This window comes from Variovorax sp. Root473, assembly GCF_001426505.1.
In the GTDB taxonomy this organism is placed as follows: Bacteria; Pseudomonadota; Gammaproteobacteria; order Burkholderiales; family Burkholderiaceae_C; genus Variovorax.
Genome location: NZ_LMEV01000017.1, coordinates 1930118 through 1955451, shown reverse-complemented (window position 1 = coordinate 1955451; position 25334 = coordinate 1930118). Strand labels below are relative to the sequence as shown.

Genomic DNA, 25334 nt, shown 5'->3' with positions numbered 1-25334 from the left:
CGTTTTGTGAGGAGCTTTGCCATGCCCATGGACTTTCTGGAGCGCATCGAAGACGCATCGTTCCCGATGGCGGTCCGCGACGAAGCCGATATCCATTGCGCGATCATGCTGGTCGCCGCCCATCTCATCGAAGCCGTCCTGCCCCCGGCAGCCAGCGGCACCGGCCGGCGCGTGGCCGTCATCCTGCTCATCACATCGAAGGGGCGCGCGGCGCTGCGGCTGCGAAAGGGCGAGCTGCAGACCTGAGCGCGCGCAGACAAGAGGGGCAGGGAACTGACGTTAGAATCCGCGCCTGCTGCGGGTGTAGTTCAATGGTAGAACGGCAGCTTCCCAAGCTTCATACGAGGGTTCGATTCCCTTCACCCGCTCCAGCCCCCATTTCCCGGCGTCCCTCGCGACCCCTGGAACTTCTTGAAGGCAAGAGGTTGCAGCGAAGGAAATTCCTGAAGCACGCCCCCGCAACGTCACTGCCGCCGGCGCTATCTGCTCCCGCGCAGATCCATCGATCTGCGCATTCGCTTTCACCGCACGCAAGACGCGGTGCCTGCCTACATGACCGTCCCCCCGCAGCGCGATGGTGGGGCGACAGCACACGACTTTCCCCGAAAGGAGTCCTCATGCAGGCACTTCGCATTGCGAACGACCGGCGCGCGCGTCTTCTGGCAGATGGGCTGCTCGCCATCAATTCCCACAGCCAGGAGGTTCTTCATGGGCTGACCCATGAAGAGTCGCAGTTCCTGATCGACTTCGACGACATGACACCCGGCGATGCCGCTACGCTCGAGCGGCGTTGCCAGTTGGCGCTGCGGCACGAGCAGGCGCGGCTGCGAATCGCCTTCGCGGACGACGAAGGCAGCGCGGACGAGGAGTTCAGGCTTCGCGTGGAAACGCGGTTCTGACCATCGCGCGGTGGCTGCTTCTTCGGCGCGGCTTACGCCACCGGCGGCAAGCCTTCCAGCAGCTTGTCGAGGGTGATGGGGTAGTCGCGCACGCGGACGCCGGTCGCGTTGTAGACCGCATTGGCCACCGCGGCCGCGACGCCGCACATGCCGAGCTCGCCCACGCCCTTGGCCTTCATCGGCGACGAGATCGGGTCGGTCTCGTCCAGGAAGATCACGTCCTGATGGGGAATGTCGGCATGCACCGGCACCTCGTAGCCCGCGAGGTCGTGGTTGACGAAGAAGCCATGCCGCTTGTCGAGCGCCAGCTCTTCCATGAGCGCGCCGCCGACGCCCATCGTCATGGCGCCGATGACCTGGCTGCGCGCCGACTTGGGGTTCAGGATGCGCCCGGCCGCGCACACGGCCAGCATGCGCCGCACGCGGATCTCGCCGGTGATGGCGTCGACGCCCACTTCGACGAAGTGCGCACCGAAGGTGGACTGCTGGTACTTCTTGTCGAGGTCGCCGTACTCGATGCCGTCTTGCGCGACCATCCCGCTCGCGCCCGCGACTTCGGCCAGCGACACGGGGCGTCCGCCGGCATGCACCATGCCGTTCACGAACTGCGCATCGGCTGCCGCCACGCCGAGCTTGCCCGCAATGGCCTCGCGCAGTTTCATGCACGCCGCGTAGACCCCCGCCGTCGAGTTGTTGGCGCCCCATTGCCCGCCGGAGCCGGCCGACACGGGATAGGCCGAATCGCCGAGGCGCACCTGCACCTTGTCGAGCGGCAGGCCCATGGTTTCGGCGGCAGTCTGCGCAATGATGGTGTAGGTGCCCGTGCCGATGTCTGTCATGTCGGTTTCGACGGTGACGATGCCGCGGCTGTCCAGCCGCACGCGTGCGGCCGATTTCGTCAGCAGGTTGTTGCGGAAGGCCGCGGCCATGCCCATGCCCACGAGCCAGCGTCCGTCCCGCTGCTGTGCCGGCGGGGTGCTGCGCCGGTTCCAGCCGAAGCGCTCGGCGCCGATGCGCAGGCATTCGATCAGGCGGCGCTGGGAGTAGGGTCGTTCCGGCTTTTCGGGATCGACCTGCGTGTCGTTGCGCACGCGGAACTCGACGGGGTCGAGCCCGAGCTTGTGCGCCATCTCGTCCATGGCGATCTCCAGCGCCATCATGCCGGGCGCCTCGCCGGGCGCGCGCATGGCGTTGCCTTCGGGCAGGTCGAGCACGGCGAGGCGCGTGGTGGTCAGGCGGTTCGCACCGGCGTACAGCAGCCGGGTCTGGTTGACGGCGGTCTCGGCCTGGCCGCCGGGCAGGTCGCCCGACCAGCCTTCGTGTGCGATGGCGGTGATCTTGCCGTCGCGCGTGGCCCCGATGCGGATGCGCTGGATGGTCGCTGGCCGGTGCGTGGTGTTGTTCATCATCAGCGGTCGTTGCAGCGCGACCTTCACGGGGCGCCGGGCCTCGCGCGCCCCGAGCGCAGCGAGCAGCGCGTCCGCGCGCACGAACAGCTTGCCGCCGAAGCCGCCGCCCACGAAGGGCGAGACCAGGCGCACGTTCGCCTTTGGAATGCCCAGCGTCTTGGCGACGTCGCCGACGCCCCAGGCAATCATCTGGTTCGAGGTCCAGATCGTGAGCTTGTCGCCTTGCCACTGTGCGATGGACGCGTGCGGTTCCATCATCGCGTGCGACTCGTCGGGCGTGGTGTAGGTGGCGTCGAGCTGCACCGACGCGGCGGCGAAAGCGCCTGAAAAATCGCCCGTCTTCGTTTCCGGCGGGCCGGCGAAGGGCGTGGGCTCTGGGAGCTGCGCCGCACCCATTTCCGCCGCGAGGTCGAAGCGACCGGGCGAGCGCGTGTAGCCGATGCGCACCAGCTGCGCGGCCGCACGCGCCTGCTCGAAGGTGTCGGCCACCACGAGCGCGACGGCCTGGTGGTAGTGGTCGATCTCGGGGCCGCCCAGCAGCTTGGCCGTGTTGAAGTCGCCCTTGCCGAGCGTGCCGGCATTGCGCGCCGTGACGATGGCGCGCACGCCCGGTGTCGCGCGCGCGGCGTTCAGGTCCATCGAAGCGATGCGGCCCTTGGCGATGCCGGCGCCGACCACGACGCCGTAGAGCGCATCGGGCACCTCGGCGTTGCGTTCGTAGGCGTAACGCGCAAAGCCCGTGGTCTTGGCCGGGCCGTCGATGCGGTCGGTCGGCTTGCCGATGACCTTCAGCTGGTCGATGGGGTTGGTGGTGGCAGGGGTGTCGAATTTCATGCTCAGCTCCTCGCTTGCAGCAGCGCCGCGGACAGCGCGCGCTCGGCCAGTGGCACCTTGAAGGCGTTGTCGTGGGTCGGCTGCGCGCCGGCCAGCAGCTGCGCCGTCACCGCCCGGGCACCCTGCGCAAGTGCGGCCTCCGCGGCTTCGACGCGCCAGGGTTTGTGCGCCACCCCGCCCAGCGCCACGCGGCCGGAGCCGTCGCGCTGCACGATCGCGGCGACCGACACCAGCGCAAATGCGTACGAGGCGCGGTCGCGGATCTTTCGGTAGACGTGCGTGCCGCCGATGGGCCGGGGCAGGGTGACGCCGGTGATCAGCTCGTCGCGCTGCAGCACGGTCTCGATGTGCGGCGTGTCGCCGGGCAGGCGATGGAAGTCGGCAATCGGGATCACGCGGGCCTGGCCGTCGGGGCGCACGGTTTCGACCGATGCATCGAGCACGCGCAGGGCCACGGCCATGTCTCCGGGGTTCGTCGCGATGCACGCAGGGCTGCTGCCGATCACCGCATGCTGGCGCGTGATGCCGCCGATGGCGCTGCAGCCGCTGCCGGGCTGGCGCTTGTTGCAGGGCTGGTCGGTGTCGTAGAAGTAGGGGCAGCGCGTGCGCTGCAGCAGGTTGCCCGCGGTCGTGGCCTTGTTGCGCAACTGGCCCGAGGCGCCGGCCAGCAGTGCGCGCGACAGCACGCCGTAGTCGCGCCTCACTCGCGCGTCGGCGGCCAGGTCGGTGTTGCGCACGAGTGCGCCGATGCGCAGGCCGCCCTCGGCCGTGGGCGCGATGGTGTCGAGTGCCAGGCCGTTCACGTCGACGAGGTGCGTCGGCGCCTCGATCTGCAGCTTCATCAGGTCCAGCAGGTTGGTGCCGCCGGCGATGAACTTGGCACCAGCATGGCGCGCAACGGCGGCGGCGGCCTGCGCGGGCGATGGCGCACGCTCGTAGGTGAACGGCTTCATGCGCGGCTCCCGGCCACTTCGGTGATGGCGTCGACGATGTTGGAGTACGCGCCGCAGCGGCAGATGTTGCCGCTCATGCGCTCGCGCAGCTCGTCGGCCGACAGCAGCGGCCGGGCATTGAGGTCGGCGCTCACGTGGCTCGGGATGCCGCGCTTGACCTCGTCGATCACGGCGACCGCCGAGCAGATCTGGCCCGGCGTGCAGTAGCCGCACTGGTAGCCGTCGTGCTTCACGAAGGCGGCCTGCAGCGGGTGCATGTGCTGCGGCGTGCCCAGCCCTTCGATGGTGGTGACCTGGCCGCCGTCGTGCATCACGGCGAGCGTCAGGCAGGAATTGATACGCCGGCCATCGGCGATGACCGTGCAGGCGCCGCACTGGCCGTGGTCGCAGCCCTTCTTGGTGCCGGTGAGGTTCAGGTGCTCGCGCAGCGCGTCGAGCAGGGTGGTTCGCGTGTCGAGCTGCAGCGCGTGCGCCTGCCCGTTGACGGTGAGCGACAGCTTCATCCGGGGCCCCGCGGCGGGCAACGGCGCGGGCTGCGCCGCCACCGTGCCGGGCACGGCAGAGGACACCGCCGCGGCGGTGGCGGCGCCGGCAATGAGGGCGTCGCGTCGGGAGATCAGGGGGGGCGTGGGACTGTCCATGTCGGCGGCTCCTTCGGGTCGAAGTTCTCGATGCGTGGGGTTGACCGTGCGGGGTATCACGCCGGGTCGGCGCACGCAGTAGGAGAACGGAGCGTGTTGTCGCCTGCGGGGCACCCGGATGTCGGGGCCTGTAAGAAAGTAGCGTTCAGCGGGGCCGATGACCCAGGGCATTGAGGGTTTGCCCGGCACACGGCGAGGCCGCTCGGCCTACACTTTCGCGCTTCAAAACCAGGAGCAGCCCATGCCGATGGATTTCCTCGGGCGGATCGAAAACCAGACTTTTCCGCTGACGGTGACCGATCCTGTGGACATCCAAAACGCGGCCGTGCTCGTGGCTGCAGGCCTCGTCGAGGCCAACCTCCCGACCGAGTCGGACGGGCCCGAACTCTCGGGCGTCGTCGTGCGCATCACGCCGATGGGCCGCGCCGCGCTCAAGCGGATGCACGACAAGCCGTCCTGAGGCTTACGGCGGCTGCCGCAGCGCGCGCAGCGCCAGCAAGAAGGTCGCGGCGTTCCAGCTTTGCCCGGCCATGCCCATGGGTGCGAGCGTGCGGCCATGGAACCACTCGGTGAAGCGCCAGTCGTCCAGCGCATTGACCTGCGCCAGCCGCACCAGCTCCGACCACGCCAGTTCGCGCGCGCCCATGCGGGCCAGCGCCCGCACCCAGAAGCCGCCCACAAAGGGCCACAGCCCGCCGTTGTGGTACTGGTGCACGATGTTCTGCTGGTGGCGCTCCATGTAGGCCCGCCACAGCGGGTGCTGGCGCGACAGCGGATGCAGCACCACACGCACGGGGTAGGGCGCGCTGGCATGCGCCTCGGTGAGGGTCTGCACGATGCGCTGCGCCATTTCGGTATCGGCCAGCCCGCTCTCGATGGCCAGCACGTTGCCGAACACGTCGCCTTCGTCGCCGACCACGGCCAGGTTGACGAAGCTCAGGTACAGGCCCGGGTCGCGTCGGCCGCGGCGCGCGTAGTGCTGCAGCAGCCGCGCGCGGTGGTACTCGGGCAGGTCGCGCTGGAACGGGTTGAACAGGTGGTTGAAATGGTGCTTCGTGGGCTCGGCATGGTCCAGCGCGAAGCGCCGCTTGACCTCGTACCAGAGCGCGTTGCTGTACAGCACGTAGCCCGAGCGCGGCATGATGTCGGCCCAGTCGCTGGCCTCGTTCTGCTGCAGCAGCCGGAAGTGCTGGTGCTCCTGCGCAAGCAGCCAGCCGATGGCGCGTTCCACCTCGCCGGCCCAGTGCAATGCGCCGACCTGGCCATGGCGGCGCACGTGGTCCACGGCAATCAGCCACCACAGCGTGGCGTCGATGCAGCCCAGGTACCAGAAGTCGGCGTCGCGGCCCTCGGGGTCGACGTACTTGGGGATCTGCCCGTTGGCCGCCTGGTGCGCCGCGAGTGCGTCGAGGCTGGCCACCGCGCCTTGCTCGAGCGCGGGCACGCCGCTGCCGCACATCGCGAGCACGCAGATGGCGGCGTCGCGTCCGAAGATGCGCGTGTAGCGCCGCGCCTCGGCTGCCTCCGTGCGGCTGGCCGCCAGGATGCCGTGCGGCGTCAGGTTGCGCTCCAGGAGCGCGAGCGATGCGCGCGCGCAGGTGTCGATCAGCGCGAGCGCCGGGGCATCAGGTTCCTTCATGAGCCCTGTTTTTATCACCCGCCGCCCGCGGCCCTCTGGCGGTCCACGCCGGGCAAGACCTACACGCAGCCGCGTCCCGACCCGACGATGGCACCCGCGACGCGCGCGAGGATGACGCCAGTCCCTGCAACTTTGGAAAAAGGAGTCCGACATGGCGAAGGACCAGAACTTGTTTCACACAGACGATCTGGCGTTCGACGCCCTCGTGGGCGAGACGCTGACGAACGAGAACGTGGTGCACGTGCTCAACCACCTGCTCGAGGGCACCCGCGACGGCGCGCATGCTTTCCGTGTCTATGTGGACGAAGTGAAATCGCGCCGTCTCAAGGAGGTGTTTGCCTCGCGCGCCGCGCAATGCCAGGCAGCGGCCAGCCAGCTGGTGGAGCTCGTCATCACCTGCGGCGGCCAGCCGGTGGGCGGCGGCACGGCGCTGGGCGCGGTTCACCGCGGCTGGGCGCACGTGAAGGCCGCCGTGGGCGCGACCCGCGATTCGTCGGTGCTTCAGGCCTGCGAGCGCGCCGACGTGGCGGCCGTGGCGCGCTACCGCGAGGCGCTGGCGCTGCGGCTTCCGCTGGGCGTGCGGCAGATCCTGCAGATGCAGGCCCACGACGCGCAATGTGGCCTGGAGCAGGTGCGCAACCTGCGCCACACGCTGCGGGCTCGCCTGCAGTCGCAGCTGTAGGCGGTTTCCGGCATCCACACGAGAAAAAATCCAGCGCCGCCTGTACGGGCGTGCGCGCTGAATGCAGAGCGCACCCGCCCCTGGCGCGGGACCGAGGAGACAGGCGACATGGACTTCGAAGGCATCTATTGTTTCGACATCGCTTCGGTGCGGCTTGCGGTGTATCCCGACGGACCTGGGGGTGCGCGCATCGTTGCGCAGATCTCGGAAGACACGCTGCACGATGCGTTCGGTTCGCGCGAGATCGGCGAGGAACTGATCCAGGCGTGCAAGGTCCACTTCGACGCGATCGCGGCGGCCACCATCGCGCGCCACAAGGCCCATCCCCGACAGCCCGTCATGCTGATGTCCGACGACTTCGGGCATCACCTGTTCTTCGCGCCACCCACCGTGCAACGCAAGCCTCGGGCGCCGGGCTGCACGCCTGGAGCCGTACCTGTGGGCGGGGCGCGGGCTGTTCTCCGACAAGCCGAGGCGACCAAGACCTTACCGGTCGCGTGCCGCGCACTTGCATAACCTGGGTTGGCTGGAGGCGAACCGAAGTCGGTCCTCGAACAACCGTTCCACCGGCCTTCAACGGGAGCGCCGGTGCCAACGACAACGAACCATCCACCCCAAGGCGAGCAGGACGTCTACCTTATTCGTGAGGGAACCCACGCGCGGCTGTACGACCTGCTCGGCTGCCACCTCGACAACGAAGAAGAGGGCGGCGGCGCGCGCTTCGCAGTGTGGGCGCCGAATGCCGCCTCGGTCTCGGTGGTCGGCGACTGGAATGGCTGGTCGGGCGATGCCGATGCGCTGGCGCCGAGCCCGGACGGCTCGGGCATCTGGCACGGACATGCGCCCGGTGCCGCAGCGGGCCAGGCCTACAAGTACCGCATCCGCTCGCACCACGGCAACTACACGGTCGACAAGGCCGATCCCGTGGCGTTCTGCGCGGAGCCGCCACCCGCCACCGCGTCGCGCGTCTGCGACCTGACCTACACCTGGGGCGACGAAGACTGGATGGCCACGCGCGGGCAGCGCAACGCGCTCGATGCGCCGCAGTCGATCTACGAGGTGCACCTGGGCTCCTGGCAGCGCCAGGACGGCCAGTTTCTCGGCTACCGCGAACTCGCGCACCGGCTGGCTGCCTACGTGAACCAGATGGGCTTCACGCATGTGGAGCTCATGCCCGTGACCGAGCATCCGTTCTACGGCTCGTGGGGCTACCAGACCACCGGCTACTTCGCACCGACCGCACGCTTTGGCTCGCCGCAGGACTTCATGTACCTCGTCGACCACCTGCACCAGCAGGGCATCGGCGTGCTGCTCGACTGGGTGCCTTCGCACTTTCCGACCGACGAGCACGGGCTCGGGTACTTCGACGGCACACACCTGTACGAGCACGCCGACCCGCGCCAGGGCTTTCATCCGGAGTGGAACTCCAGCATCTTCAATTACGGCCGGCCCGAGGTGCGCAGCTTCCTCGTGTCGTCCGGGCTGTTCTGGCTCGACAGGTACCACCTCGACGGGCTGCGCGTGGACGCCGTGGCGTCGATGCTCTACCTGGACTACGCGCGCAACCACGGCGAGTGGGTGCCCAACCGCCACGGCGGGCGCGAGAACCTGGAAGCCATCGACTTCCTGCAGACGCTGAACCGCGCCGTGTACCGCGCGCACCCCGACACCGTCACCATTGCCGAGGAATCGACCGCGTGGCCACGCGTGTCGCGCCCCACCGACATGGACGGCCTGGGCTTCGGCGAGAAATGGAACATGGGATGGATGCACGATGCGCTCGCCTACATGAAGGAAGAGCCGGTGCATCGCAAGTACCACCACCACAAGCTGACCTTCTCGCTGGTGTATGCCTTCCACGAAAACTTCGTGCTGCCGCTGTCTCACGACGAGGTGGTGCACGGCAAGGGCTCTCTGCTCAACAAGATGCCCGGCGATACGTGGCAGCAATTCGCCAACCTTCGCGCGCTGTACGGCTTCATGTGGGCGCACCCGGGCAAGAAGCTGCTCTTCATGGGCGGCGAGTTCGGCCAGCGTCGCGAATGGACGCATGACGGCGAACTCGAATGGTGGGTCTGCGAACAGGAAGCGCACGGGGGCCTGCAGCGCCTGGTGGCGCAGCTCAACCGCGTGTACCGCGGCACGCCCGCGCTGCACCAGGTCGATTTCTCGTCGGCGGGCTTCGAGTGGGTGGCGGCCGACGACGCCGACACCAGCGTGTTCGCCTTCCTGCGCAAGGCCAGCGACGGCAGTCCGCCGCTGCTCGTGGTGAGCAACATGACGCCGGTGCCGCGCACCAACTACCTGCTGGGCGTGCCGCTCGGCGGCCACTGGCAGGAGGTAATCAACACCGACGCCACGGAATTCGGCGGCTCGGGCTGGGGCAATTTCGGCGGCGTCGACGCGGCGCCCGTGCGCTCCCACGGCCGCAGGCAATCGGTGTCGCTCACCTTGCCGCCTTTGTCCACGCTGATCCTGGAGCACGCTGCCCGATGAAGAACATTTTTTCGAACAAGCCCGCCGCCGTGGCGAACGGTGGAATCGACATCGGCGTGCCCGACGGCGCGGTCCGTGCCGTCATCGATGCCGTGCTGCCGAACGTCGACCACGGCCGCTTCCCCGTGAAGTGCGTGGCTGGCGAGCGCGTGCCGGTGCGGGCCCATTGCTTCACCGACGGCCACGACGTGGTGCGCGTGCAGCTGTGCTGGCGCGCAAATGAGCAGAAGGACTTCCGCGAGGTGCCGATGAGGGCACTGGGCAACGACGTCTGGGAGGCTGCGTTCTCGCCGCCGTCGCCGGGGCGCTATGTCTACACCGTCGTCGCGTGGGTCGACCCCTTCGAGTCGTGGCGCAGCGAGATGACGCGGCGCGTCGATCCCGACGACGTGCGCATTGCCGCGCAGATCGGCGCGCTCGAAATCGCGGCCGCCGCGGCGCGCGCCGAGGGTGCCGACCGCGTCGCGTTGCAGCGCTGGGCCACCGAGCTCGATGCCGTGGCGGCCAGCCCCGGGTCCGACATGGTGTCGCTGAAGGCGCTGGCGCTGGACGACGAATACGCCGAACTCGCGCGGCGCCACCCCGACCGCCAGCATGCGGTGCGCCACCCGGTCGAGCTGCCGCTGGTCGCCGACCGCGAGCGCGCGCGCTTCAGCACCTGGTACGAACTCTTTCCGCGCTCGACGGGTCCCGCGCCGGGCGTGCATGGCACGTTCAAGGACGTGGAGGCGCGCCTGCCGGCCATCGCCGCCATGGGCTTCGACGTGCTGTACTTTCCGCCGATCCACCCCATCGGCCGCGAACAGCGCAAGGGCCCCAACAACGCGCTGCAGGCCGGCCCCGACGACGTCGGGAGCCCCTGGGCCATCGGCGCGGCCGAGGGCGGGCACACGGCGATCCTGCCGGCGCTCGGCACGCCCGAAGACTTTCGCCACCTGGTGGCGCGCGCCACCGAGCACGGCCTGGAGATTGCGCTCGACATCGCCTTCCAGTGCGCGCCCGACCACCCGTATGTGAAGGCGCATCCCGGCTGGTTCCGCTGGCGCCCCGACGGCACCGTGCAGTACGCCGAGAACCCGCCCAAGAAGTACCAGGACATCTATCCGTTCAACTTCGAGTGCGAAGACTGGCGCGGCCTGTGGGCCGAGCTCAAGCGCGTGATCGACCACTGGATCGGGGAGGGCGTGCGCATCTTCCGCGTCGACAACCCGCACACCAAGGCCTTCCCGTTCTGGGAGTGGGTCATCGGCGAGGTGAAGCGCGCGCACCCCGACGTGATCTTCCTGGCCGAGGCCTTCACGCGGCCGAAGGTGATGCACCGGCTCGCCAAGCTGGGCTTCTCGCAGAGCTACACCTACTTCACCTGGCGCAACACCAAGGAAGAGCTGCAGGCGTACTTCACCGAGCTCTCGACCGAACCCGGCATCGACTACTTCCGTCCCAACGCCTGGCCCAACACGCCCGACATCCTGCACGAGCAGCTGCAGACCGGCGAGCCTGCCGTGTACATGTCGCGCCTGGTGCTGGCCGCCACGCTGGCGGCCAACTACGGCATCTACGGGCCGGCCTACGAACGGCGCGAGCACCTGCCGCGCAGCGCCGGCAGCGAGGAATACCTCGACTCCGAGAAGTACCAGCTGCGCCACCGGCCTGCCGACGACCCGGACAGCCTTGAGCCCTTCATCGCGCAGGTGAACCGCATCCGCCGCGAGAACCCGGCGCTGCAGCGCGACCGGGGCCTGCGGTTCCTGCACATCGACAACGACCAGCTGCTGGCCTATGCCAAGGCCTCGCCCGATGGCGAGAACGTGATCGTCACCGTGGTCAACCTCGACCCGCATCACGTGCAGACCGGCTGGGTCGGGCTGGAGCCCGCGAGCGTGGGTGTGAAGGACGGGCAGGCGTTCCAGATGCACGACCTGCTGAGCAACCAGCGCTTCACCTGGCAGGGCGACTGGCACTACATCCGGCTCGATCCCCGCAGCGTGCCCGCGCACATCTTCGTGGTGCGTCGCCGCCACGGCGACGAGCGCGACTTCGACTACTTCCTCTAAGACCAAGAAGGCGAATCGCCCATGAACGCACCCGTCTCCCACATCGCGCTCGAAACCGTCGAGATCGACACCAGCGACGATCCGCTGTGGTACCGCGACGCGGTGATCTACCAGCTCAACGTCAAGGCCTTCTTCGACTCCAACAACGACGGCATGGGCGACTTCCGGGGCGTGACCGCCAAGCTCGACTACGTGAAGGAGCTGGGCGTCAACACCATCTGGCTGATGCCGTTCTACCCCTCGCCCCTGCGCGACGACGGCTACGACATCTCCGAGTACGAAGACGTGCACCCGCAGTACGGCACGCTCGACGACTTCCGCGAGATGCTGGCCGAAGCACACAAGCGCGGCCTGCGCGTGATCACCGAGCTGGTCATCAACCACACCTCGAACGAGCACCCGTGGTTCAAGGCCGCGCGCCTCGCACCGCCCGGTTCGCCCGAGCGCAACTTCTACGTGTGGAGCGACACCGACCAGATCTACCAGGGCACGCGGATCATCTTCACCGACACCGAAACCTCGAACTGGACCTGGGACCCGGTGGCCAAGCAGTACTACTGGCACCGCTTCTTCAGCCACCAGCCCGACCTGAACTTCGACAACCCGGCGGTGCTGGAGGCCATCTTCAAGACGATGCGCTTCTGGCTCGACATGGGCGTGGACGGCTTCCGGCTCGACGCCATTCCCTACCTCGTGGAGCGCGACGGCACGAGCAACGAGAACCTGCCCGAGACGCATGCGGTGATCAAGAAGCTGCGTGCCGCCATCGATGCGCAGTACAAGAACCGCTTCCTGCTGGCCGAGGCCAACATGTGGCCCGAGGACGTGCGCGAGTACTTCGGCGACGGCGACGAGTGCCACATGGCGTACCACTTCCCGCTCATGCCGCGCATGTACATGGCCATCGCGCAGGAAGACCGGCACCCCATCGTCGAGATCATGGCCCAGACGCCCGACATTCCCGACGGCTGCCAGTGGGCCATCTTCCTGCGCAACCACGACGAGCTCACGCTCGAGATGGTGACCAGCAAGGAGCGCGACTACATGTACACCATGTACGCGGCCGACATGCGCGCGCGCATCAACCTGGGCATCCGCCGGCGCCTGGCGCCGCTCATGGAAAACGACCTGGACCGCGTGAAGCTCATGAACGGCATGCTGCTGTCGATGCCGGGTTCGCCCATCATCTATTACGGCGACGAAATCGGCATGGGCGACAACGTGTTCGTGGGTGACCGCAACGGCGTGCGCACGCCCATGCAGTGGAGCCCCGACCGCAACGCCGGCTTCTCGCGCACCGACCCGCAGCGCCTGTACCTGCAGCCCATCATGGACCCGATGTTCGGCTACGAGGCGCTGAACGTGGAAGCGCAGGCGCGCGACGCCAGCTCGCTGCTCAACTGGACCAAGCGGATGCTCGCCGTGCGCAAGACCAGCTACGCCTTCGGGCGCGGGCGGCGGCGCTTTCTCAAGCCGGGCAACCGCAAGATCCTGGCGTACCTGAGCGAGTACGACGGCGACGTGATCCTCACGGTGTTCAACCTCTCGCGCGCGGCGCAGCCGGTGGAACTCGACCTGTCGGAGTTCAAGGGTTTCGTGCCCATCGAGATGCTGGGCCGCGCGCCGTTCCCGCCCATCGGCGAGCTGCCGTACCTGCTCACGATGTCGTCGTACGGTTTCTACTGGTTCAGGCTCACGGCCGAGGCCGACGCGCCGAGCTGGCACCAGGAAGGCGTGGCGCTGCAGGAGTGGCCCACGCTGGTGCTGTTCGACGGCTGGACCAGTTTCTTCCGCGAGCGCGTGATGCCGTGGCGCATCGGCATGTCGGAGCGCATGCGAGCCCAGTTCGAGCTGGAGACGCTGCCGCGCCACATCGAGATCCAGCGCTGGTACGCCTCCAAGGGCACGGCCATCCGCCGTGCGCGCGTGGCCGACCACGCCGTGTGGGACGTGGACGGCCTGAGCTGGATGCTGGCGCTGCTCGACCTCGAAGGCCCGGCCGGCGGCGCCACCTATTTCATGCCGCTGGCACTGGCGTGGGAAGAGCGCGACGAGGAGCGCATGGCCGGCGTGGCACAGGCGGCGCTCGCCAAGGTGCGCCAGCAGGCGCAGGTCGGCCTCATGGGCGACGCCTTCTACGACGAGGCCTTCTGCCGTGCGCTGCTGCGCACCATCGCCAGCTGCGCCGAGCTGCCCACCGCCCACGGAAAGCTGGTGTTCCGGCCGACCGCGGCGTTCGCGGACGTGCAGGTCGACATCGACGCGCTGGCCGTGGGACGCCCGAGCGGCGTGAGCAGCAATACCGTCATCGCACTGAACGAGACGCTGTTTCTCAAGGGCTACCGCCAGGTGCGCGAAGGCATCAACCCCGAGCTGGAGATGGGCCGCTTCCTCACCGAGGATGCGCGTTACCCGCACTGCGTGCCCGTGCTCGGCGCGCTGGAATACCTGACGACCGACGGCCGCACCATGACGCTGGCGATGGTGCAGAGCTACGTGGCCAACCAGGGCGACGGCTGGGACTACACGCTCGGCTATCTCGAGCGCTTCCTGCGCGACGTGGCCACCACCGAAGCCGACACGCCCGACAGCGCCGAGGTGGCCGCGGTGCACGGCGGCTTCCTTGCGCTCATGGGCACGCTGGGGCGGCGCACCGCCGAGCTGCACCAGGCGCTCGCCGCGCGTACCGGCGCAGCCGCCTTCGACCCGGAACCGCTCGCCGCATCCGACTTCGCCAGCTTCAAGTCGCTGGCCGCCAGCGACGCCACGGCCACGCTCGCGCTGCTGCGCGAACGCCTCGATCTCGTGCCGGGCGCCGCGCAGGCCGACGCACGCACCTTGCTGGACGCGGCCGACGCGCTGCAGGCCAGCATCGATTTGCGCCACCCGGCGGAAGGCGGTGGCATCAAGAGCCGCTACCACGGCGATTTCCACCTGGGCCAGGTGCTGGTGAAGGACAACGACTTCGTCATCATCGACTTCGAGGGCGAGCCCGCGCGCAGCTTCGAGGAGCGCCGCACCAAGAGCTCGCCGCTGCGCGATGTGGCGGGCATGCTGCGCTCGTTCAACTACGCGCGCTGGTCGGCGCTGCGCCGCGTGGCGCAAAGCCCCGAAGAAGCCCAGCGGCTGGCCGCGCCGGCCATTGCGTGGGAGCGCGCCACGCGCGACGCCTTCCTGGGCGGCTACGCGGCGGCGATGGCGCCGCCCGACGGCGCGCCGATCGACGCCGAACTGCTCGCGCTGTTCGAACTCGACAAGGCCCTGTACGAGCTGCGTTACGAGCTCGACAACCGCATCGAATGGGCCCAGGTGCCGCTGCACGGCGTGCTCGCGCTGATCAACGCGCCGCGTGCCTGACCCCGCCATCTCCAAGCCACTCAACGGAAGACTCACCATGGAAAACTTCGGCATTCACCTGGAGCCGCTGCGCGCCATCCTCTACCAGGTCGGCGCCTTCATTCCGCGCCTGCTGATCGGGCTGGTGGTGGTGCTCGTCGGCTGGCTGGTCGCCAAGGCGGCCCGCTTCGCCGTGACCAAGGCGCTGCGCGCCGTCAACTTCAACGTGCTCACCGAGCGCGCAGGGCTGGACAACTTCCTGCGCCAGGGCGGGCTGCAGGGCGACACCAGCAGCCTGTTCGGCGTGCTGACCTACTGGCTGGTGATCCTGGCCTCGCTGCTCATCGCCTTCAACGGCATGGGGCTGAGCTACATCGCCGACCTGCTGGGGCGCATCGTCTGGTTCGTGCCCAACGTGTTCGTCGCGCTGCTGGTGCTGGCCTTCGGCTCGTACTTTGCACGCTTCGTGGGCGAGGCCGTGGGCAGCTATTTCCGCAGCGTGAAGATGCAGGACGCCGTGCTCTTCGGCAAAGTGGCGCAGTACGCGGTGATGGCCTTCGTGATCCTCATCGCGCTCGACCAGGTGAAGGTGGGCGGCGACATCGTGCGCGAGAGCTTCCTCGTGATCCTGGCCGGCGTGGTCTTTGCATTGGCGCTGGCCTTCGGCCTGGCGGGCAAGGACTGGGCGAAGTCGCAGATCGAACGCTGGTGGCCTCGGCAGGTCGGCGACAGCAAGACAGCCCCGCCCGCCGTCACGCCGGTGGGCACGCCACCGCGCTTCGACACCACCGACCGTCCCCCCCGTTGAATTTCCATCGTCTACTGCCCATCGGCCCCTGAATGACATCCAAGACCCATCCGACAATCACGGCCGTCTGGCCCGGCCGCCCTTACCCGCGCGGCGCCACCTGGGACGGGGAGGGCGTCAACTTCGCCCTCTTTTCGCAGCACGCCGACAGGGTCGAGCTCTGCCTGTTCGACGAGCGCGGCCGCCATGAGCTGCAGCGCATTGCGCTGCGCGAGCGCACCGACGGCGTGTGGCACTGCTACCTGCCCGAGGCACGCCCCGGGCAGGCCTACGGCTACCGCGTGCATGGTCCCTACAAGCCCGAGGAAGGCCACCGTTTCAACCCGCACAAGCTGCTCGTGGACCCGTACGCCAAAGACCTCGTGGGCGAGCTGCGCTGGGGCGATGCGCTCTACGGCTACACGGTGGGGAGCAAGCGCGAAGACCTGTCCTTCGACCGCCGCGACAGCGCGCCGCTCATGCCCAAGGGCCGCGTGCTCGAAACCGCCTTCACCTGGGGCGACGACCGCCGCCCCTCGGTGCCGTGGCAGGACATGGTGATCTGCGAGATGCACGTGCGCGGCTTCACCATGACGCACCCCGACGTGCCGCCCGCATTGCGCGGCACCTACGCCGCGCTGGGCTGCGCGCCCGTGGTCGACCACCTCAAGCGCCTGGGCGTGACCACCGTCGAGCTGCTGCCCGTGCACAGTTTCCTCAATGACCGGCACCTGGCCGAGAAGGGGCTGCAGAACTACTGGGGCTACAACACGCTGGCCTTCTTCGCCCCCGAGATGCGCTACAGCGCCTCGGGCAAGGTGAAGGAGTTCAAGACCATGGTCAAGACGCTGCACTCCGCGGGCATCGAGGTGATCCTCGACGTGGTCTACAACCACACCTGCGAAGGCAACCAGCTCGGACCGACGCTGTCGATGCGCGGCGTGGACAACGCCAGCTACTACATCGCCAACGCCGAGAACCGCCGCTACTACGACGACTTCACCGGCTGTGGCAACACCGTCAACCTCGAGCATCCGCATGCGCTGCAGCTCGTGATGGACTCGCTTCGCTACTGGGCCGAAGAGATGCACGTCGACGGCTTCCGCTTCGACCTGGCCTCGGCGCTGGCGCGCGAGGCGGGCAAGGTCGAGAACCTCGGCGGCTTCTTCGATGCGATCCGGCAGGACCCGACGCTCAACCGCGTGAAGCTCATCGCCGAACCGTGGGACCTGGGCCACGGCGGCTACCAGGTCGGCAACTTCCCGCTCGGCTGGGCCGAGTGGAACGACCAGTACCGCGACGGCCTGCGCGGCTTCTGGAAAGGCGACGGCGGGCTCGTCGGCGAGGTGGCCAAGCGCGTCACCGGCTCGGAAGACCTGTACGGCTGGTCGGGCAAGCGACCCACCGCGAGCATCAACTTCATCACCGCGCACGACGGCTTCACGCTGCACGACCTGGTGTCGTACAACGACAAGCACAACGAAGCCAACGGCGAGGACAACCGCGACGGCAACAGCCACAACGTGTCGTGGAACTGCGGGGTCGAAGGCCCGACCGACGACCCCGAGGTGCTGGCCCTGCGCGAGCGCCAGAAGCGCAACCTGCTGGCCACGTTGCTGCTGTCGCAGGGCGTGCCGATGCTGCTGGCCGGCGACGAGCGCGGCCACACGCAGCAGGGCAACAACAACGTCTATTGCCAGGACAACGAGCTCGGCTGGATCGACTGGACGCCCACGCCCGAGCGGCTGGCGCTCACGACCTTCGTCGAGCGCATGGTGGCGCTGCGCCGCGCCCACCCGTCGTTCCGGCGCCGCAGCTTCTTTGCGGGCAAACCCGCCGAAGGCGAGACGCTCACCGACGTGCACTGGCTCAAGCCTGACGGCGCCGAGATGCGCCCCGAAGACTGGAACGACACCAACGCGCGCTGCATTGCGATGTACATCCCCGGCGGCGGCATTGCCGACCGCGGGCCGCGTGGCGAGGTGCAGCACGACGACGACTTCCTGGTGCTGATGAACGCGCACCACGACGAGATCGCGTTCACGCTGCCGCCGATGACGCACGGCGCGTGGCGGCTGCTCGTGGACACCGCCAGCAATTCGCCGCCACCGACCACCGAGGGCGCCGCCTCGCTCGCGCCAGCGTGGGGCGACCCTGTCTATCCGCTGCAATGCCGCTCGCTCGTCGTGATGAGCCGGCCGGATGTGCGGCCATGAACCGCCACGCCCACCCCATGCCCTTCGGCGCCACGGTGCAGGAGAAGGGCGTCGAGTTCGCCCTGTGGGCGCCATCGGCCGAAGCGATCGTGCTCGAGCATGCCGCCGCGTCGCAGCCGATGACGCGCGACGCCAAGGGCTGGCACCGCCTGACGGTGCTCGATGCGGTGCACGGCGACCGCTACAGCTTCCGCCTGCCCGACGGCACGCGCGTGCCCGACCCGGCCTCGCGCTTCAACCCCGACGACGTGCACGGCGCGAGCATGGTGATCGACCCGCGCCGCTTCGCCTGGACCGACGACGCCTGGCGCGGCCGGCCGTGGGAAGAGGCGGTGGTCTACGAACTGCACGTCGGCACCTTCACCGAGGAAGGCACGCTGCGCGCGGCGACGGCGCGGCTCGGCGCGCTGGCCGAACTGGGCATCACCGCGGTCGAACTGATGCCGCTCGCCGACTTTCCGGGGCGCCGCAACTGGGGCTACGACGGCGTGCTGCCGTTTGCGCCCGACGCCGCGTACGGCACGCCCGACGAGCTGAAGGCGCTGGTCGATGCCGCGCATGCGCTCGGCCTCATGGTGCTGCTCGACGTGGTCTACAACCACTTCGGACCCGAAGGCAACTACCTGCACGCCTACTGCCCCGAGTTCTTCAACGCCGGCAAGCAGACGCCCTGGGGCGCGGCCATCAACTTCGACGGGCCGCGCTCGCGCACGGTGCGCGATTTCTTCATTCACAACGCGCTCTACTGGGTGGAAGAGTTCCGCTTCGACGGCCTGCGCATGGACGCGGTGCACGCCATCCACGACGAGACGCGCCCGCACATCGTGCATGAGATCCGCGAGGCGCTGAACCACGGACCGGCCCGCGAGCGCCACGTGCACCTGGTGCTGGAAAACGACGCCAACCAGGCCTCGATGCTGCTGCGCGACAGCCGCGGGCATCCGGTGGCCGGCACGGCGCAATGGAACGACGACCTGCACCACGCGGTGCATGTGCTGGTCACCGGCGAGGGCGATGGCTACTACGCCGACTATGCCGACGACCCGGTGCGTCGGTTCGCGCAGGCGCTGGCCGAGGGCTTCGTCTACCAGGGGCAGCCGTCCGCCTTCCGCCATGGCCAGGCGCGCGGCGAGCCGAGCACGCGGCTGCCGTCGCCGGCCTTCGTGTCGTTCCTGCAGACGCACGACCAGGTCGGTAACCGCGCCTTCGGCGAACGCATCCACACGCTGGGTGACCCGGTGCTGGTGCGCGCGGCCATGGCCTGCCTGCTGCTCTCGCCGCACGTGCCGATGCTGTTCATGGGCGACGAGTTCGCGGCCTCCACGCCGTTCCAGTACTTCTGCGATTTCGGGCCGGACCTGGCCAGCGCGGTGTCCGAGGGCCGCCGTGCGGAGTTCGGCGGCTTTGCTGCCTTCGCGGACGAAGAGGCGCGCGCCCGCATTCCCGATCCGAATGCCGAGGCGACCTTCGCTGCGTCGAAGCTGCGCTGGCGCGAACGCGGCACGCGCGCGCACTTTGCGCGGCTGTGCGAGGTGCAGCAGCTGCTGGCGCTGCGCCATCGCCTCATCGTGCCCCGGCTCGGGGGCATGGCGGGCGCGGGCAGCTGGCGGTGCGAGAACGGCACGCTGCAGGTGCAATGGGACCTGGGCGCGGCGCGGCTTTACCTGCTGGCCCACTTCGGCACGCAACCCGTGGAGTTGCTCGCCGACCTGCCGGGCGAGGTGGTCCACAGCGACGGCGTGGCACGCAGCGAAGGCACGCTGAGCCTGGGCCGCGGCGCGCTGCATGTGACGCTGGAAGCGCCGCATGGTGAATGACGCCTTCCGCCAGCTGTGCGCGCACTTCGGCATCGCGACCGGCTACTTCGACGCCTTCGGCGTCCGGCGCGAGGCCTCCACCGACAGCCTGATCGCCCTGCTGGCCGAGTTCGGCGTGCGGCTCGACACCACGGACGATGCGGGCCCCGCGCTGGCCGCGGCCCACCGTGCGCGCTGGGCGCAGGCGCTGCCGCCGGTGCAGGTCGTGCAGGCCGGCAGCGCCGCATGGTCGGTGCCGCTGCGGATGCCGGCGTCGATGGCGCGGCTGCGCTGGCAGCTCGCGGACGCGCACGGCCGCGAGGTGGAAGGCGAGGCCGATGCCCACGCCTTCGCGGAAACCGACCGCACCGACATCGACGGCGTCGCCTGGTGCCAGCGCACGCTGCGGGTGCCGCTGGCACTCGAAGCCGGCTACCACTGCCTGCGCATCGAAGGGCTGCCCGGCGAGACCCGCGTGCTGGCCTCGCCGGGCCGCTGCTACCGGCCGCCCGCAGTGCGCAACGGCCGGCGCGTCTGGGGGCCCGCCGTGCAGCTGTACAGCCTGCGCTCGCCGAGCAACTGGGGCATCGGCGACTTCGGCGACCTGGAAGACCTGGCCGTGCGCATGGCGGCGCAGGGAGTCGACGTGATCGGACTCAACCCGCTGCATGCGCTGTTCGCGAGCACGCCGCTGCACACGAGCCCGTACAGCCCGTCGTCGCGCCAGCAGCTCAACGTGCTGTGCATCGATGTGGAAGCAGTGGAAGGCTTCGGGACCTGCGATGCGGCGCGCGAGCGTGTGCAGTCGCCCGACTTCCAGGCGTGGCTCGCCGCGTTGCGTGCCAGCCCGCTGGTCGACCACGCCGGCGTGGCGGCCGCGAAGTTCGAGGTGCTTGCGCTGCTCTTCACGCATTTCTGCGCGCGGCACCTTCCCGAGGACGGCGCCCCGAGCGAGACCGGCCGCGCGTTCCTCGCCTTCGTTGCGCAGGGCGGCGAAGCGCTGCGCCAGCACGCGCTGTTCGAAACGCTGCAGGCGCACTTCCTCGCGAGCGAAGGCGGCGCGTGGGACTGGCACGACTGGCCCGCCGCTTACCGCGACCCCGGCTCGGCCGAGGTGACCGCGTTCGCCGTGGCGCATGCACCGCGCGTGCAGTTCCACCAGTACCTGCAGTGGGTGGCGGCGCGGCAGCTGGCGCGCGTGGCGGCGCGTTGCGATGCGCTCGGCATGGGCATCGGCCTGTACATGGACCTGGCGGTGTCGGTGGACCGCGCCGGCTCCGACGCCTGGGGCGCGCAAGCCGTGTTCGCACAAGGCGCCAGCGTGGGCGCACCGCCCGACGAATTCAACCCCGCCGGCCAGGGCTGGGGCCTGCCGCCACTGCGCCCCGACCGCCTGCGCGCCGATGGCCATCGCTTCTTCCTCGAGACGCTGCGCGCCGCCATGCGTGGCGCGGGCGCGCTGCGCATCGACCACGTGATGGGGTTGATGCGGCTGTTCTGGATTCCGCGCGGCGCGAGCGCGCGCGAGGGCGCGTACGTGTCCTATCCGCTGGACGAGTTGCTCGCCATCGTGGCGATCGAAAGCCATCGCAACCGCTGCATGGTCGTGGGCGAAGACCTGGGCACGGTCGAGGACGCGGTGCGCGAGGCGCTCGCGCAGGCCGACGTGCTCTCGTACCGCCTGCTGTATTTCGAGACGCAGCACGACAGCGGCCGCTTCAAGCCGCCCGAGGCCTACCCGGCCGCCGCGCTGGTCGCGATCGGCACGCACGACCTCGCGACCTTCGCCGGCTGGTGGACTGCCGCCGACCTGCGCGAACGTCTCGCGCTCGACCTGTTCCCCGACCCCGCGGTGTTCGACCAGCAGCTCATGGACCGCGCGAAGGAGCGCATCGCATTGATGCAGGCGCTGCAGCAGGCGGGCCTGCTGTCGCGCGAGGAGGTGGCGCATGCGGCGGGCGGCGCGCTGCCGTCGGCGCGACTCGTCGAAGCGGCGCACGCCTTTCTCGCGGCCACGCCGTCGGCGCTGATGATGGTGCAGCTCGAAGACGTGGCCGGCGTGGTCGCGCAGGCCAACCTGCCCGGCACCGTCGACACGCACCCGAACTGGCGGCGCAAGCTGCCCGAGCCGGTCGCGGCCCTCGTGGGGGGCGAGCGCATGCGCGCACTGGGAGAAGCCCTGCGGGCGGCGCGTCCTCGCAAGGCCGAAGCCGGTGGCGAATCGGCCGGCCTGCAGACCCGCGTGCCGCGCGCCACATACCGGCTGCAGTTCCACAAGGGCTTCGGCTTCGACGACGCGATCCGCGTGCTGCCTTACCTCGCGCAGCTCGGCGTGAGCCATGTGTACTGCTCGCCGATCCAGCGCGCCCGCGCAGGCAGCATGCACGGCTACGACGTGGTCGCGCATGCGCAGGTCAACCCCGAGCTCGGCGGTGAAGCAGGCTTTGCGCGCTTCGTCGAGGCGCTGAAGGCCCACGGCCTCGGCCAGCTGCTGGACATGGTGCCCAACCACATGGGCGTGTTCGGCGCCGACAACGCGTGGTGGATGGACGTGCTGGAAAACGGCCCGGCCTCGCGGTTCGCGCCGTACTTCGACATCGACTGGCAGCCGCTCAACGTCGAGCTGACCGGCAAGGTGCTGCTGCCCGTGCTGGGCGTGCACTACGGCGAGGCGCTGGACAACGGCGAGCTGGTGCTGCGCTTCGAAGGCGAGACCGGCAGCCTGGCCGTCCGCTACTACGCGCATCGCTTTCCGCTGGCACCCGAGAGCTATCCCTTCGTGCTTGAACGTGCGCTTGCGCGGCTGGGCGATGCGCCGGCGTGCGCCCGGCTCGCGAGCCTGTCGACCGCGTTCGGGCACCTGCCGCCGCGCGACACGGACGCAGCGCAGGCGCGGGCCGAGCGCGTGCGCGACAAGGAACTTCTCAAGGCCCGGCTCGCGCGGCTGGCGCAGCGACATCCGGCGGTCGCGCAAGCGCTCGCGGCGTCGGTGGCCGAGCTGAACCTGGCCCAGCCCGACGCGCGCGATGCGCTGCACCGGCTCATCGAGGCGCAGGCCTACCGGCTCGCACACTGGCGCGTGGCGGCGGACGAAATCAACTACCGCCGCTTCTTCGACATCAACGACCTGGCGGCCGTGCGCATGGAGCGCGACGAGGTGTTCGAGGCCACGCAGTCGTTCGCGCTCGACCTCGCGGCCGCTGGGGTGGTCGACGGCCTGCGCATCGACCACCCCGACGGCCTGTACGACCCCGCGGACTACTTCCGCAAGCTGCAGGAAGGCTATGCGCGCCGCGCCGGCCTGGTGCTGCCGCCGCACGAGGCTGACGGCCGTCCGGCACGCCCGCTGTACGTGGTGGCCGAGAAGATCGCCGGTGCGCACGAAGACGTGCCCGACAGCTGGCACGTGCACGGCACCACCGGCTACCGCTTTGCGAACGTGGCCAACGGCGTGCTCGTCGACTCCACGGCCGAGTCCGCCGTGCTGCATGCCTGGCAGCGCTTCACCGGCGAGACGGACGACTTCGCCGCGGTGTGCCGCGCGGGACGGCGCGAGGTGATGCGCAATGCGCTTTCGTCGGAACTGAACGTGCTCTCCACCGAGCTGCTGCGCATCGCGCGGGCCGACCGCCGCACGCGCGACTACACGCTCAATGCACTGCGCCGCGCGCTGGCCGAGGTCGGCGCGTGCATGCCGGTCTACCGGACCTACATCGTCGAGGGGCCGTCCGCACAGGACGCGCGCTTCATCGACGAGGCCGTGAACCAGGCCGTGAACCAGGCGACGCAGCACAGCGGCGATGCCGACCGCTCGGTGTTCGACTTCGTGCGCAGCGCGTTGCGCGGCGAGGCCGTCGCATCAGCCCCGGCCGCGCTCGGCGAACAGGTGCGGCGCTTCGCGGTGCGCTTCCAGCAGTTCAGCGCACCGGTGGCGGCCAAGGGCGTGGAGGACACGGCGTTCTACCGCTACTTTCCACTCAGTGCGCTCAACGAGGTGGGTGGCGAACCCGACCGCTTCGGCATCGAGGTCGAGGCCTTCCATGCGGCGAGTGCCGACCGCGCGCGGCGCTGGCCGCACACGATGCTCGCGACTTCGACGCACGACAACAAGCGCTCGGAAGACGTGCGCCATCGCATCGACGTGCTGTCCGAGATGCCCGAGGAATGGATGCAGGCGCTCGCGCGCTGGCACGGCCTGTGCCGCAGTGCGCGACCCCGGCTGGCCAGCGGCGAAGCGCCATCGCGCACCGACGAGTACCTGCTCTACCAGACGCTGCTGGGCACGCTGCCCGTGGGCGGCCTGGACGCCGACACCGCGCCGGGCTTCAGCGACCGCATGTGGCAATACATGCAGAAGGCCGCGCGCGAAGCCAAGCTGCGCACGCGCTGGTCGCAGCCCGATGCCGACTACGAGGCCGGCCTCGAAGGTTTCGTGCGCGCTCTGCTGGCCGATCCGGCCACGAACGGCTGCCTTGCGGACATCCAGCGGCTGGCCGACACGCTCGCGTGGTTCGGCGCCTGGAACGGCCTCACGCTCACCTTGCTGAAATACAGCTCGCCCGGCGTGCCCGATCTCTACCAGGGCAGCGAACTCATCGAGCTGAGCCTGGTCGATCCGGACAACCGGCGGCCGGTGGACTACGCCCTGCGCGAAGAACGGCTGGCGGCTTTGCAGGCGATGGAAGGGCAAGGCGATCTCGCGGCGCAGGTGCGCGCGATGGTCGATGCACCGCACGACGGCCGCGCGAAGCTGTGGTTCATCTGGCGGCTGCTGTCGTTGCGGCGCGCGCAGCCCTTGCTGTTTCGCGAGGGCAGCTACGAGCCGCTGCAGGTCGAGGGCCCACTGGCGCGGCATGTCGTGGCGTTCGCGCGCCGCCACGAAGGGCGGATGCTCGTGGTCATCACGGGGCGCCTGTTCGCCGTGCTGTCGCATCGCAGCGCAGGCGATCACGCCGCGCCGGCGCTCCCCGATGCGCCGGCATGGCAGGGCACGACGGTGCGCCTGCCCGACGGCCTGCAGCGGGTGACACTCGAGGACTTGCTGACGGGCGAGTCCCTGACCGCCGCGGACGGCCGCATCGACCTGGGCGATGCGCTTCGACGCATGCCGTGGGCGGCTTTCCAGGCTGCCCGCGCACCCCGCTGAGACTGCACCCTCGTCGCGCCATGGCGCGCGCTGATGCGTGCCCGCCACAGGGCCTCGCGGCGGCTGTGACCATTCGCGCCAATATCGTTACGGCCTGTTGAGCGCGGTGCGCACGCCGCCGGGTCGGCGTCGCGCGGCGGGCTGATGGCGTCGCGCGCGGGCACCGTCGGCGGCGCTTGCGGGCTTCGAGACAAGCGCGATCGCGCGGCATTCCGGCGTGTCGATGCGCCCCGTGCGTGTCAACCCCCGGGCCATCGAAACCAATGTAGGACTGTGCCCAGTTCAGGGCCCCAAAGTAGATGTGAAGTTTGCACATCTTGTTGCGCCCGGAAGCACGGCGGCCGACGCTTTGGGCGTACCTTTATTGCACCGCAGCACGAGAAATCGAAGACGCGGAGGGCGATCCGGGAGGGTCGCGCCAGGTCTCTTTCTTCATCCGAAGGCCT

At 69.3% G+C, this 25334-nt stretch carries 16 protein-coding genes and 1 tRNA gene; 13 read left to right on the top strand and 4 right to left on the bottom strand.

Annotation, left to right across the window (positions count from 1 at the left end):
• Nucleotides 1-27: 27 nt before the first annotated feature.
• From ASD34_RS22480 to ASD34_RS22470, 3 genes are all read left to right on the top strand, one after another.
• Nucleotides 28-246, top strand: coding sequence for a hypothetical protein (locus ASD34_RS22480; RefSeq protein WP_235510163.1), 219 nt, complete (start codon nucleotides 28-30; stop codon nucleotides 244-246).
• Nucleotides 247-297: 51 nt separating this feature from the next.
• Nucleotides 298-371 (top strand) — tRNA-Gly (locus tag ASD34_RS22475).
• 246 nt (nucleotides 372-617) lie between these two features.
• Nucleotides 618-899: a hypothetical protein gene (locus tag ASD34_RS22470; protein WP_056582244.1), complete on the top strand. Its 282-nt coding sequence runs from the start codon at nucleotides 618-620 to the stop codon at nucleotides 897-899.
• 32 nt (nucleotides 900-931) lie between these two features.
• Here ASD34_RS22470 and paoC read toward each other — a convergent pair whose 3' ends face one another.
• From paoC to paoA, 3 genes are read right to left on the bottom strand one after another with little or no spacing between them, the layout of a single operon-like run.
• A complete protein-coding gene (gene paoC, locus ASD34_RS22465) occupies nucleotides 932-3142 on the bottom strand; it encodes an aldehyde oxidoreductase molybdenum-binding subunit PaoC (protein WP_056582242.1) in 2211 nt (736 codons plus the stop codon).
• A 2-nt stretch (nucleotides 3143-3144) separates the two neighbouring features.
• Nucleotides 3145-4095, bottom strand: coding sequence for an FAD binding domain-containing protein (locus ASD34_RS22460; RefSeq protein ID WP_056582239.1), 951 nt, complete (start codon nucleotides 4093-4095; stop codon nucleotides 3145-3147).
• The gene (paoA, locus tag ASD34_RS22455) at nucleotides 4092-4736 is read right to left on the bottom strand and encodes an aldehyde dehydrogenase iron-sulfur subunit PaoA (protein WP_056582237.1); all 645 of its coding nucleotides are present in this window, start codon (nucleotides 4734-4736) and stop codon (nucleotides 4092-4094) included. Before paoA ends, ASD34_RS22460 begins: the two co-directional genes overlap by 4 nt.
• Nucleotides 4737-4893: 157 nt before the next feature.
• Here paoA and ASD34_RS22450 point away from each other — a divergent pair, with 157 nt between their 5' ends.
• Entirely contained in the window at nucleotides 4894-5196 is a 303-nt protein-coding gene (locus ASD34_RS22450; protein ID WP_235510162.1) for a hypothetical protein, read from the top strand.
• Nucleotides 5197-5199: 3 nt separating this feature from the next.
• Here the strand turns inward: ASD34_RS22450 and ASD34_RS22445 are convergent, their stop codons facing one another.
• Complete coding sequence (locus tag ASD34_RS22445) at nucleotides 5200-6375, bottom strand: amylo-alpha-1,6-glucosidase (RefSeq protein WP_056582232.1); 1176 nt, start codon at nucleotides 6373-6375, stop codon at nucleotides 5200-5202.
• Nucleotides 6376-6544: 169 nt separating this feature from the next.
• On the opposite strand from ASD34_RS22445, the gene ASD34_RS22440 reads away from it, so the two are divergent.
• The 9 genes from ASD34_RS22440 (at nucleotide 6545) to ASD34_RS22400 (ending at nucleotide 24888) form a co-directional block, all read left to right on the top strand.
• Nucleotides 6545-7057, top strand: a complete 513-nt coding sequence (locus ASD34_RS22440) for a PA2169 family four-helix-bundle protein (protein ID WP_235510160.1) — start codon at nucleotides 6545-6547, stop codon at nucleotides 7055-7057.
• Nucleotides 7058-7165: 108 nt separating this feature from the next.
• Nucleotides 7166-7573: a hypothetical protein gene (locus ASD34_RS27925; protein WP_200937610.1), complete on the top strand. Its 408-nt coding sequence runs from the start codon at nucleotides 7166-7168 to the stop codon at nucleotides 7571-7573.
• Nucleotides 7574-7645: 72 nt separating this feature from the next.
• A complete protein-coding gene (gene glgB / locus ASD34_RS22430) occupies nucleotides 7646-9553 on the top strand; it encodes a 1,4-alpha-glucan branching protein GlgB (RefSeq protein WP_056582229.1) in 1908 nt (635 codons plus the stop codon).
• Nucleotides 9550-11607, top strand: coding sequence for an alpha-1,4-glucan--maltose-1-phosphate maltosyltransferase (locus tag ASD34_RS22425; RefSeq protein ID WP_056582227.1), 2058 nt, complete (start codon nucleotides 9550-9552; stop codon nucleotides 11605-11607). Before glgB ends, ASD34_RS22425 begins: the two co-directional genes overlap by 4 nt.
• A gap of 21 nt (nucleotides 11608-11628) precedes the next feature.
• Complete coding sequence (treS, locus tag ASD34_RS22420; protein WP_056582224.1) at nucleotides 11629-14964, top strand: maltose alpha-D-glucosyltransferase; 3336 nt, start codon at nucleotides 11629-11631, stop codon at nucleotides 14962-14964.
• Nucleotides 14965-15001: 37 nt separating this feature from the next.
• Nucleotides 15002-15751: a mechanosensitive ion channel family protein gene (locus ASD34_RS22415; protein ID WP_056582222.1), complete on the top strand. Its 750-nt coding sequence runs from the start codon at nucleotides 15002-15004 to the stop codon at nucleotides 15749-15751.
• A 32-nt stretch (nucleotides 15752-15783) separates the two neighbouring features.
• Nucleotides 15784-17946, top strand: a complete 2163-nt coding sequence (glgX, locus tag ASD34_RS22410; protein WP_056582220.1) for a glycogen debranching protein GlgX — start codon at nucleotides 15784-15786, stop codon at nucleotides 17944-17946.
• On the top strand, nucleotides 17943-19763 hold the full coding sequence (gene treZ, locus ASD34_RS22405; protein WP_056582218.1) for a malto-oligosyltrehalose trehalohydrolase: 1821 nt from the start codon (nucleotides 17943-17945) through the stop codon (nucleotides 19761-19763). The genes glgX and treZ overlap by 4 nt, the downstream gene beginning before the upstream one ends.
• A complete protein-coding gene (locus ASD34_RS22400; RefSeq protein ID WP_056582216.1) occupies nucleotides 19753-24888 on the top strand; it encodes a malto-oligosyltrehalose synthase in 5136 nt (1711 codons plus the stop codon). The genes treZ and ASD34_RS22400 overlap by 11 nt, the downstream gene beginning before the upstream one ends.
• Nucleotides 24889-25334 lie beyond the last annotated feature (446 nt).